At 35.7% G+C, this 11691-nt stretch carries 10 protein-coding genes; 9 read left to right on the top strand and 1 reads right to left on the bottom strand.

Annotated features, from left to right (window positions below; translation table 11 throughout):
* Nucleotides 1-83 precede the first annotated feature (83 nt).
* From F1003_RS10345 to F1003_RS10305, 9 genes are all read left to right on the top strand, one after another.
* On the top strand, nt 84-2564 hold the full coding sequence (locus F1003_RS10345; protein ID WP_155089350.1) for a M14 family metallopeptidase: 2481 nt from the start codon (nt 84-86) through the stop codon (nt 2562-2564).
* Between the two features lie 9 nt (nt 2565-2573).
* Nucleotides 2574-3263 (top strand): hypothetical protein, encoded by a 690-nt coding sequence (locus tag F1003_RS10340; RefSeq protein ID WP_155089349.1) that lies wholly within the window; start codon nt 2574-2576, stop codon nt 3261-3263.
* 21 nt (nt 3264-3284) lie between these two features.
* Entirely contained in the window at nt 3285-6119 is a 2835-nt protein-coding gene (locus F1003_RS10335; RefSeq protein WP_155089348.1) for a M16 family metallopeptidase, read from the top strand.
* Nucleotides 6120-6220: 101 nt separating this feature from the next.
* Nucleotides 6221-6682, top strand: a complete 462-nt coding sequence (locus tag F1003_RS10330; protein ID WP_155089347.1) for a hypothetical protein — start codon at nt 6221-6223, stop codon at nt 6680-6682.
* A gap of 146 nt (nt 6683-6828) precedes the next feature.
* Complete coding sequence (locus tag F1003_RS10325; protein ID WP_155089346.1) at nt 6829-7203, top strand: VOC family protein; 375 nt, start codon at nt 6829-6831, stop codon at nt 7201-7203.
* A 64-nt stretch (nt 7204-7267) separates the two neighbouring features.
* Complete coding sequence (locus F1003_RS10320; RefSeq protein WP_155089345.1) at nt 7268-7978, top strand: flavodoxin family protein; 711 nt, start codon at nt 7268-7270, stop codon at nt 7976-7978.
* Between the two features lie 3 nt (nt 7979-7981).
* The gene (locus F1003_RS10315; protein ID WP_155089344.1) at nt 7982-8308 is read left to right on the top strand and encodes a hypothetical protein; all 327 of its coding nucleotides are present in this window, start codon (nt 7982-7984) and stop codon (nt 8306-8308) included.
* Between the two features lie 122 nt (nt 8309-8430).
* Entirely contained in the window at nt 8431-8973 is a 543-nt protein-coding gene (locus tag F1003_RS10310) for a DUF4287 domain-containing protein (protein WP_155089343.1), read from the top strand.
* Between the two features lie 300 nt (nt 8974-9273).
* Entirely contained in the window at nt 9274-10254 is a 981-nt protein-coding gene (locus tag F1003_RS10305) for a cadherin repeat domain-containing protein (RefSeq protein WP_155089342.1), read from the top strand.
* 58 nt (nt 10255-10312) lie between these two features.
* Here F1003_RS10305 and rimO read toward each other — a convergent pair whose 3' ends face one another.
* Nucleotides 10313-11617: a 30S ribosomal protein S12 methylthiotransferase RimO gene (gene rimO, locus F1003_RS10300; protein ID WP_155089341.1), complete on the bottom strand. Its 1305-nt coding sequence runs from the start codon at nt 11615-11617 to the stop codon at nt 10313-10315.
* Nucleotides 11618-11691 lie beyond the last annotated feature (74 nt).

Here is an 11691-nt window from a genome sequence, read left to right as displayed (position 1 = left end):
TTTAGTTAATTCAAAACAACAAGTATCATATTCTCAAAATCCCTAATTATATTTACTAGCTTTATACCAAAACCAACAAACACATGCGCAAATTATTCTTCATCCTTTTTATTGCCTTCACTACTTCAACTTTTATTACTGCCCAAAATATTCAAACACCAAGTGAATTTTTAGGCTATGAGATTGGCACACAATTCAGTCGTCATCATCAAGTGGTTGACTACTTTAAAGCCGTTGCTGAAGCGGTTCCTAATCAAGTAAAGCTTGAGCAATATGGAACTACCTATGAGCGCAGACCATTGTATTTGGCTTATGTATCGAGTGAAGCTAATATACGTAATCTTGAAACCATAAGAGAAAACAACTTAAAAAATACAGGCTTGTTAGAAGGCACACCAAGTTCTACTGATGTTGCCATTGTTTGGTTGAGCTATAATGTTCATGGTAATGAAGCGTCTAGTACTGAAGCTTCTATGCTAACACTTTACAAGCTCCTAACGCAACGTAAAGATTTATTGGAGAACACGGTTGTGATTATTGATCCGTGCATTAATCCAGATGGTCGCGATCGTTATGTAAATTGGTATAATGAAACCGCAAGCCAACCATACGACATCGACCAACAAGCCAGTGAACATAAAGAACCTTGGCCAGGTGGACGACCAAACCATTATCTTTTTGATCTCAACAGGGATTGGGCATGGGCAACACAGGTTGAAACCCAGCAACGATTACAGGTCTATAACAAATGGATGCCGCATATTCATGTCGATTTTCATGAACAAGGACCAAACGAACCCTATTATTTTGCCCCTGCTGCAGAACCGTTTCATGAAATCATCAGTGATTGGCAACGTAATTTTCAGACGCAAATAGGTCAAAATCACGCCAAATATTTTGATGCTGAAGGCTGGTTGTTTTTTACCAGAGAACGCTTTGATTTATTTTACCCGAGCTATGGTGATACCTATCCAACATACATGGGAGCGATTGGTATGACCTACGAACAAGGTGGACATGGCATGGCAGGACTTGGTATTTTAAATGACGAAGGTGAGGTATTAACCTTAGTAGATCGCTTAACGCACCATACAGTAACAGGACTTTCAACGGTTGAAATTGCTTCAAAAAACGCCAAACAACTTAATACGGAATTTGCTAAGTTCTTTGACAATTCCAACTTGAAATATAAAAGCTATGTCGTAAAAGGTAACGCTGACAAATTAAATAGCCTAAAAGACTTACTCAACAAACATGAGATTACGTTTGAAAATGCTAGTGGCTCTAAAGTGTCAGGATATAATTATGCCTCTGGTCAACAAAGTAGTATGAACGTTAATAAAGACGCAGTAGTAGTCCATACCAACCAACCCAAGGGAAAAATGGTAAAAGTATTGTTTGAACCCAATGCTAAACTAGCAGATTCACTCACCTATGATATTACGGCATGGTCAGTACCTTACGCTTATGGTTTAGATGCCATTGCGAGTACATCTAAAGTAAGTAGTAGCGAAATGTTTGAACCTAAAGCACTGAAAATTCTATATGAGGCTTATGGTTATGTGAGCAAATGGAATTCTATAGACGACGCCCAGTTTTTAGCAGACTTACTAAAGCACGATTTTAAGGTGAGGTTTACCGAAAAACCATTCAGTTCAAACAATTCAAATTTTGAAAGTGGTTCTTTGATCATCACCAGAGGCGACAATAAGCACATTGAAGATTTTGTAGGTATGCTCAATACCATTGCCCAAAAACATAAACGTTCTTTAACGCAAATTAATTCTGGCTTTTCCCAAACCACTCCAGATATTGGTTCGCCTGATATTAAGCTCATCAACAAACAAAAGGTTGCCATACTTTCTGGTGAAGGAACGTCATCTTTAAGTTATGGCGCTATTTGGCATTTCTTTGAGCAACAATTACATTACCCTTTAACCTCTATAAATACAGACGATTTCAGCCGAACAAATCTCAGCAAATACAATGTATTGATAATGCCTAATGGTTACTATGGAAGTGTACTCAATGATGACAATATGAAAAAATTAAAGGATTGGGTACGTGCTGGTGGAAAAGTCATCGCCATTGATGGTGCCCTTAGAAGTTTTGCTGGCAAAGAAGGCTTTTCTTTAAAATATAAAGAATCGGAAAAGACACCAGATAAAAACAACTTAATACCTTATGCTGAGCGCGAACGCGAGTACACCAACAATCTTATTACAGGTGCTATATTCAAAACCAAAGTCGATAACACACATCCAATGGCATTTGGTTATGATGATAATTACTTTACGCTAAAACTAGGAAGTTCAGCTTATAGCCTTTTAGATGGTGGCTACAATGTCGCTCACTTAGACAATACTAAAGTGTATTCAGGTTTTGCTGGTAAAGATGCATTGAGTGAACTGAATAATACTTTGGTTTTTGGTGAAGAGCGTATGGGAAGCGGTAGTTTTATCTATTTTGTGGATAATACCATGTTTAGAAGTTTTTGGGAAAATGGAAAACTGTTTTTAGTGAACTCCGTTTTCTTTGTTAATAATAATGCTTATGAACTGTAAACTTTGAAAATGGGACTTTTCAATAGAAAGACAAAGAAAAAGCATATCGAGAAATTTGAAATAAATCTCATCAATGCGTTGGAATCTCAAATGCCTCAATTGAGGAAAGTATTCGGTATTTCAAAGTTTTTTCATATTAGTCTTTTAGAAAACCCTAAAAGTATTTTTCTTGGAAGGAGTTATAGTGAAAAGGCGTTTACAGTAGTTAATAAAAATCATAAAACCTATTTTAATTTACAGGGTGTCTCTGTGTTAAATAGAAAGACTAAACAGTTTGAACCGATTAAGTTAACTTTTTCTCATGATGCATTAAGTACAATAACAACCGAACATCCAGAGAATTTTCACAGACTGTTTGATTTGAATGAAATTCAGGTAAACGAAATTCATTTAGAGCATCTGAAAAGGGAAAATCCAGATCAGAAAATTGTAGAAAAGATACTTAAACCTCTCAATAAAGATCAGCTTGAATTACTAGAACTTGACTTTACTTTTGAAATCAATTTAGACGAAAAATCATTCTATACAATTTTAGATATAGAAGATGGCAACTACATTGCTGTGGACAAAAAAGGAAAAATTTATAGACTTATTCACGACCACGAACAGCCTGCAAAAGTAATTGCAAATAATCCTTCAGATTTTTTCAAAATCTATACTGGAGACAAAAAAGATTTAGAAAACATTATTTACAACTAAAATCAATCAAAGAATAAAATCATGAAACATTTAAAATCATCACTTTTAGTCTTGCTAGTTTTATTTACTATTTCTTCTTGTAAACAAAACGAAACCAAAGACACCTCACCAGAGTTTAAAGTGGATTACGAAAAATTTACTTTAGACAACGGCTTGCAAGTCATTCTGCATGTAGATAGATCCGATCCTGTGGCAGCTGTAGCCTTAACGGCTCACGTAGGTTCTGCACGGGAGAAAGAAGGTAGAACTGGTTTTGCACATTTGTTTGAACATTTATTATTCTTAGAATCCGAAAATCTGGGCAAAGGAGGATTAGACCAAATGAGCGCACGTATTGGTGGCTCTGGTGCTAATGGTTCCACGAGTAGAGACAGGACCAATTATTTTCAGACCGTACCAAAAGATGCTTTGGAAAAAATGATTTGGGCAGAGGCCGATAAATTGGGATACTTCATAAATACGGTAACCGAACCCGTTTTGGCAAAGGAAAAACAAGTGGTTAAAAATGAAAAACGTCAACGTGTAGATAATCAGCCTTATGGACATAATTCCTATGTCATAAACAAAAACCTTTATCCTGAAGGGCATCCTTACAGTTGGGAAGTGATTGGGTCTTTGGAAGATTTACAAAACGCAACTTTAGCCGATGTTAAAGAGTTTTTTAGACGTTGGTACGTGCCTAATAATGTAACATTGACCATTGCAGGAGATATTGATGTTGAGCAAACCAAAGCTTGGGTAAAAAAGTATTTTGACGAAATTCCACGAGGAGAAGACATTCCAAAAATTGAAAAACAGCCTGTTAATTTAAAGTCGTCTAAGCGTTTATATTACGAAGATAATTTTGCAAGAGCACCAAGATTAACCATGACCTGGCCAACGGTTTATCAGTATCATCCAGATTCCTATGCACTAAGTGTTTTATCACAATATTTAACCCAAGGAAAAAAAGCACCACTTTATAAAGTTCTTGTAGAAGACGAGCAGCTTACCAGTAATGTTAGGATGTATCAAAATTCATCTGAAATTGCTGGACAATTAGCATTAAGTGTTACTGCTTTTGATCAAACGGATTTAAATGACGTGGCTTCGGCTATTCAAGACGGTTTTAAGGATTTTGAAAACAATGGTATTTCAGAAAAAGACCTCAACCGTATCAAAGCTGGGCAAGAAACCAACTTTTATCAAGGCCTTTCAAGCGTTTTAGGCAAAGGTTTTCAATTGGCTCAGTATGAAATCTTTGCTGGCGATCCTGGCTTCATTAATCAAGATGTAAAAAATATACTTGCAGTGACTCCAGAGGATGTAATGCGAGTTTATAACACCTACATTAAGAATAAAAACTATATCGCAACCAGTTTTGTACCTAAAAATCAGAAACATCTGGTATTGGACAATTCGCAATTGGCCAATGTTGTGGAGGAAAAAATAGTCGAAGGCGCGGAAGAAAGTTTCGACCCAAGTGTTGTGGCCACTTACGAAAAAACACCAAGCAGTTTTGATAGAAGTGTAGAGCCTCCTTATGGCGAAAGTCCAGAGCTGAACATTCCAGAGGTCTGGAAAGAAGAACTATCATCTGGTATTAAAGTCTATGGTATTGAAAATGATGAAGTGCCTTTAGTACAATTCGAAATGCAGATTGCTGGTGGTCTTTTATTAGAAAATAAGGATAAAGTTGGTGTCTCTAATCTTTTAGCTAATCTTATGACCAAAGGCACCAAAAATAAAACTCCAGAAGAGCTTGAGAATGCAATTGAAAGTTTGGGCGCCAGTATTTATGCGTATGCTACAAGCGATAATATTACCATTTCTGGCACCACCTTATCTAAACATTTTGATGCCACAATGGATTTGGTTACTGAGATTCTTTTAGAACCACGTTGGGATGAAAAAGAGTTCGATTTATTGAAACAAAGTACCATCAGTGGTATTCAACGTAGTAAAGCCAATCCTAACAGTATTGCTGATAATGAATTTTCAAAATTGCTCTATGGAGACAACAATATTTTGGCATACAATAACAATGGTACTGAGGATTCGGTCAATAGTATTTCAATGATGGATCTGCAAGACTATTACAATACCAATCTCACACCAAAACTGACCAATATGCATGTGGTTGGTGCTATTTCACGAGAAAAAGTGGTCAATGCCCTGCAAAGCATCAATAACAATTGGGAAGTAAGGGATGTTGCTTTACCAGAATTACCAATGCCGTTATATCCTGAAAAATCCATAGTTTATTTCTACGATGTGCCAGGCGCTAAGCAATCCGTAATCCGTTTTGGATATCCTGCTTTACAAGCTACGCACAAGGATTATTATCCTGCAACGGTTATGAATTACAGACTTGGTGGCGGAAGTTTTGCGTCGCAACTCACACAGCAACTGCGTGAAGGCAAAGGTTATACTTATGGTATCAGTTCTAGATTTAATGGCACTGCTCACGAAGGTTATTTTAGAATAGGTAGTGGTATTAGAACCAATGTCACTTATGAAGCAACGAGTCTGGTGAAACAAATTTTGGAAGACTATGGCAAAAACTACAATCAAGAGGATTTGGATGTCACTAAAGGCTTTACGATTAAAAGCACAGCCAGAGCTTTTGAAACCCTCGGTGCAAAACTCAACATGCTTAGCAATATTAGCAACTTTGGTTTAGATGACGATTATGCCAATCAACGCCAAGCAATAGTGAGTGAAATGACCGTTGAAGATGTAAAAGCCTTAGCTGAAGATTATATTAAACCCAACCAAATGATTTATTTAATTGTTGGTGATGCTGCTACCCAATTGGATAAATTGGAAGGTTTAGGGTTTAGTAAGCCTATATTGTTAAATCACAAAAATCTTTGATAAATCATAGATGGCTTAACAATTTTTAACAGTTTTGAACTTGACTTTTTCAAAAAGGCTTCTTTAATTTTGAGACATGTATAACTTTTAAAATTTAAATTATGAAAACTATTCTTAAAGGTTTCCTTTTTTGCATCGTATTCACTTTGTTTTTTATTAGTTCATACGGCCAAGAAAAGGAAAGTTTTGAATCCGTGAAATCCAAAGAAATTGTTTTTGATAAAATAAACCCAATTAAACTTGACGTGAAGTTTCATCAACATAATACAGGTGAACTTGTTATTTCATTAAATGAAAAAAATAAAAAAACCTTTAATTATTTTGTGATTCAGTACGAAGGTCAACTAGATAATGCTCCACTTATTAATGACCTATACAATGTCACTTTAAAAAGCAACTACTTACATTTAGAAAATTCAGATAAAAATTTAATTTTTACGCTCGACGATAAAAAAATTGTCGATTTAGATGACGATCAAGTACATTATTTTTCTGTCTACGGAATATCAAAACGCTTTACCGGTGAGAAACAAATCAGTATTTCGCAAATAAAAACAGGTTAAACTACTTTCATTGTAAGAAAGTGTGTTAGGTGAATGCTCAATTGAAAGCGGCTCACCAATACATAGAAAAGTCACATTACGCGATGTGACTTTTTTTGATTAACCAATTTCACTACCTTTAAGAACTAATTAAAAATCAAACGATTATGAAACTAGGAGCATTTTCTGTAAGCCTTGCCGTTAAGGACATTAAGGCATCAAAAACCTTTTATGAACATTTAGGGTTTTCGGTATTTGCTGGTAGTTTAGAACAGAACTACCTCATCATGAAAAACGAATCCACATTGATTGGTCTGTTTCAAGGTATGTTTGGAAACAACATTCTTACCTTTAATCCTGGTTGGGATCAAGATGCCAATACGTTAGAGCAATACGATGATGTGCGTAAGATTCAAGAGCATTTAAAATCAAAGGATGTTTTGTTTGCAAGTGAAGTTGAAACCGATTCCGAATCAGGTCCTGCAAGTTTTGTGGTGCTCGATCCAGATGGTAATGCTATTTTGGTAGATCAGCATATATAATTCCATTGTCAGGTTGACCGCAGTCGAAACCTTTTTTTTTACTTAAGTTTAAAATTCTAAAACCATGTCAAAACCAGATTTTTCAGATGTAAAGGCTGTGTACATTAATTGTACATTAAAAAAGTCACCTCGCATGAGCCATACACAAGGCTTAATAGATGTTTCAAAAAAAATAATGAAAAAGGAAGGTGTACAGGTCGAGGAAATAAGGTTTGTAGATCATGATGTGCCACCAGGAGTCTATCCAGATATGACGGAATACGGTTGGGAAACTGATGAATGGCCAAAACTATTTGAACGTATTTTTGAAGCTGATATCTGCATTATCGGCACACCAATTTGGTTGGGAGAAAAATCATCTGTAGCCACTAAACTTATAGAGCGTTTTTATGCCATGAGCGGTAAACAGAATGACAAAGGGCAATATCTGTTTTACGGCAAAGTTGGTGGCTGCATCATTACAGGTAACGAAGATGGCATTAAGCACTGTGCCATGAGTATTTTGTATGCCTTACAACATATTGGCTATTCCATACCACCACAAGCAGATTGCGGTTGGATTGGAGAAGCAGGTCCTGGGCCAAGTTATCGCGATGAGGAATCTGGTGCAAAGGACAATGATTTTACCAATAGAAATACCACCTTTATGACTTACAATCTATTGCACTTGGCCAAAATGCTAAAGGAAAATAACGGTTATTCTGCTTACGGAAATTCTCGCGAGGAATGGGACGATGGTACGCGTTGGAATTTTGAAAACCCAGAATATCGTTAAATTATGACTTGGGACGACGCACTAAAAATATATGATGATATTACAGAAGCCTGTAACGGTTTTGAACGTAAAGGAAAAACGATGATTTATACCTCATCTAATGGTTATATGTTTACCCTGTTAAACAAGGATGCCGAAATTGGTCTTCGTTTACCGAAAGATGAAGCGACTAAGTTTATGGAACAGTATAGTACTGGTCATTATTATTCCTACGGTGCTAAAATGAAAGATTATGTCTTGGTACCTGAATCACTTTGGGAAAACAAAGCACTAATGGTCAACTATTTTGAACAGAGTTTTGCTTATGTTAATACACTTAGACCAAAATAAAAAATTATAATATAAATCTGTCATTCCGAATGAGGCACGAAGAGGAATCTCATAATTTTTAGATTTCTCGTCGCTCGTTCCTCACTCTGTCGAAATGACAAGATTATAAAAAGTAAACTGATATGAGCGACGCACTACAAACCATGATTAACAATATGCCAGAGAAAACTGGTAAGTCATTAGAAGAATGGAAGAAAATTCTAAAAGCAAAAGCCTTTGCCAAACATTCTGAAGGTGTGAAATTTTTAAAGACAGAACATGGTGTAACCCATGGCTTTGCCAATACCATCGTTACACTTTCTAAAGACGACAATAATTCTAATGAGGATTTGGTAACCAATCAATATAAAGGCAAGGAAAACCTCTTCCCTATTTACGAAAAGCTTTTGCCCATTGTTAAAGGTTTTGGAAATGATGTCACTGTCACTCCAAAAAAGACAAGTGTCAGTGCTATAAGAAAACGTCAATTCGTTCTTATAAAACCAGCCACAAAAACACGAATTGATTTAGGCTTAAAATTACCTGATAAACCAACTACAGACCGCTTTGGTAATTCAGGACCATTTGGCACCATGTGCACACATAGAGTGCAACTAACTTCTGTTGAAGATGTAGATGATGAATTGATTGGCTGGATGCGCGAGGCTTACGAAATGGCAAATTAATCCATTTTAATTCCACAATTGTCTTCAATTTAAGTGTTTACAGTCTTTACTTAAAACACTTAAAGCATTGATTTACATTTATTTAACTAAAAATGTCCACCTTTTGTCCGAGTATGTGCAATAGACTGTCCACTGAATGTCCACAGTTTATATTTTAATCCAGCTAAGTGTTGCTATAAGTTTGTAGTGTCATTAATTAATGGCAAACCAGTTTTGTGGTGCCTTGCTCTGGATTAGGCTGCAGACGTCCAGTTGCAAGTCGCTACAAAAACAAAAGTTAAACCACAAAACACAAACATTATGAATTTTTCAAAAAAAAATCACGAGCACCTAAGGCTTAATATTATATACGTGAGTAAAAATTTAATTGGCTTTTTGATTATCATTACTTTAATGACTATTATGGTTTCATGCAGTAATGAAGACAGCGATAGTTTTATTCCAAGTGCCTCAGACATTTTACAAACTATAGATGAAAATCCAACTGAAGGACAATCTCTTGGTACCGTAGCTACAAATCTAACAGGAACATTATTATATAGTATTTCTAGCCAAACAGCAAATGGAGCATTTGCTATAAATAGTACAACAGGAGAAATATTTGTTAATGATCCTTTAAAGTTTGACTATGAAATCAATCCGCTTATACAAGCTACAATCTCCGTTACTAATTCTATTGATACTGCAACATCGAGTGTACTAATCTCATTAAACAATATTGATGATATATTTTCATTTTTAAACACCTCACAACAAGCTTATATAAATGCTCAGAATGGTGAGTGGATACAAGTAACTGAAGATGAATATAATTTGCTTGCAACAGCATTATATTTAGTTGAAAAAACGAGTACTTCAGACGAACATTATAACACTAGTGAATCAATAAGTTATGACTCTGGATATTATACATATTCAAATAATAATGGTGTTGACATCGCTCCTTTACAATACGTATTTGCTATAAAATATAAAGGTGATGATGATAATGTAACGGATGCTAAGGTTAAGATCTCTAGTAATTCCGTCAGTGAGGGATTTATTGACTTAGGCCAAACTTTACCAGAACATAATGCTGGTGATAAATATTTTGTTTTAAAAGGAAATTCGCAAAATTTTAATTCAACATCTTATTTGGGTATCTCTGGACGACTAGCCTATGTAAACTTAGCGGATCATAACTTTAAATATAGGTTTGGTGATAGCGAAGATCTAACAAGTGATTGGACAGGCATTGCTTTATATCAAGGTTTAACTACAACTGTAAAGCAATGGGACTAATTTTAATTTACAAGTTATTTAGTTGGTTGTTAAAGAGCAGGCGCAAGCCTGCTTTTTTCTAAGCAATAACCTCACCATATAAATCGAAGTCTTCCGCCTCAATCACTTTTATGGTTGCAAATTCACCTGTTTTGAGATAGGTTTTAGTGGCATCAATCAATACTTCGTTATCCACATCTGGAGAATCAAATTCTGTTCGACCTACAAAGTAGTTTCCTTCTTTTCTGTCTATGACCACTTTAAACTCCTGTCCTATTTTGGCTTGGTTGAGTTCCCAAGAAATTTGTGACTGAATTTCCATTATCTCGTTAGCACGCTGCATCTTTATCGCTTCTGGTACATCGTCTTCAAGATTATAAGCATGTGTATTTTCTTCATGTGAATAGGTAAAACAACCTAAGCGTTCAAAACGCATTTCTTTTACCCAATCTTTAAGCGTTTCAAAATCCTCTTGTGTTTCACCAGGATAACCAACGATAAGTGTAGTTCTGATGGTCATTTCTGGCACTTTAGCCCTGAACTCTTTAAGTAATTTGGTGGTTTTTTCTTTGGTAGTACCACGACGCATACTCTTTAAAATTGAATCTGATATATGCTGCAACGGAATGTCTAAATAGTTACAAACTTTAGGTTCACGCTTCATAACTTCCAAAACATCCATCGGAAATCCTGTTGGAAATGCGTAATGCAAACGAATCCATTCGATACCTTCAACTTTTACTAAGTGCTCCAGTAATTCGGCCAGGTTTCGTTTTTTGTATAGGTCTAATCCGTAATAGGTTAAATCTTGAGCAATAAGAATTAATTCTTTGACTCCATTGGCTGCTAATTTTTCAGCCTCAACAACGATGTCTTCAATTGGAGTACTTTTATGTTTACCTCGCATTAACGGAATAGCACAAAAACTACAAGGTCTGTCGCATCCTTCTGCTATCTTTAAATAAGCATAGTTCTTTGGAGTTGTTGTAAGTCTTTCCCCAATGAGCTCATGTTTATAATCTGCACCAAGGGCTTTTAATAATCCAGGTAATTCCGTTGTACCGAAATACTGATCTACATTCGGGATTTCTTTTTGTAAGTCTGGTTTATAGCGTTCGCTTAGACAACCAGTCACAAAAACCTTATCAACTTCGCCTTCTTCTTTCTTCTGCATGTAGTGCAATATAGTGTTTACACTTTCCTCCTTGGCATTGTTGATAAAACCGCATGTGTTTATCACAACAACATTACCTTCTTGTTCGTGCATCACATCTTTGCCACTAGCTTTAAGCTGTCCCATCAACACTTCGCTATCGTAAACATTTTTACTACAGCCAAGGGTAACGACATTAATTCTATTTTTCTTTAAGGTTTTTGTACGCATGCTTTTTGTAAATCAGTCTGCAAAGATACACAATGATTTACGATATGCGATTGTAGAATTTAGATTGTTGAAAT

Source organism: Winogradskyella ouciana (assembly GCF_009709615.1).
GTDB classification, from domain to species: Bacteria; Bacteroidota; Bacteroidia; order Flavobacteriales; family Flavobacteriaceae; genus Winogradskyella; species Winogradskyella ouciana.
The sequence above is the reverse complement of the archived record's forward strand: the minus strand, read 5'-3'. Positions and strand labels throughout refer to the sequence as shown.

What these genes read in the sequence shown, in the direction of transcription:
- F1003_RS10345 (WP_155089350.1), top strand. Translation starts at nt 84, where the DNA reads ATGCGCAAATTATTCTTCATCCTTTTTATTGCCTTCACTACTTCAACT.
- F1003_RS10340 (WP_155089349.1), top strand. Translation starts at nt 2,574, where the DNA reads ATGGGACTTTTCAATAGAAAGACAAAGAAAAAGCATATCGAGAAATTT.
- F1003_RS10335 (WP_155089348.1), top strand. Translation starts at nt 3,285, where the DNA reads ATGAAACATTTAAAATCATCACTTTTAGTCTTGCTAGTTTTATTTACT.
- F1003_RS10330 (WP_155089347.1), top strand. Translation starts at nt 6,221, where the DNA reads ATGAAAACTATTCTTAAAGGTTTCCTTTTTTGCATCGTATTCACTTTG.
- F1003_RS10325 (WP_155089346.1), top strand. Translation starts at nt 6,829, where the DNA reads ATGAAACTAGGAGCATTTTCTGTAAGCCTTGCCGTTAAGGACATTAAG.
- F1003_RS10320 (WP_155089345.1), top strand. Translation starts at nt 7,268, where the DNA reads ATGTCAAAACCAGATTTTTCAGATGTAAAGGCTGTGTACATTAATTGT.
- F1003_RS10315 (WP_155089344.1), top strand. Translation starts at nt 7,982, where the DNA reads ATGACTTGGGACGACGCACTAAAAATATATGATGATATTACAGAAGCC.
- F1003_RS10310 (WP_155089343.1), top strand. Translation starts at nt 8,431, where the DNA reads ATGAGCGACGCACTACAAACCATGATTAACAATATGCCAGAGAAAACT.
- F1003_RS10305 (WP_155089342.1), top strand. Translation starts at nt 9,274, where the DNA reads ATGAATTTTTCAAAAAAAAATCACGAGCACCTAAGGCTTAATATTATA.
- rimO (WP_155089341.1), bottom strand. Translation starts at nt 11,617, where the DNA reads ATGCGTACAAAAACCTTAAAGAAAAATAGAATTAATGTCGTTACCCTT.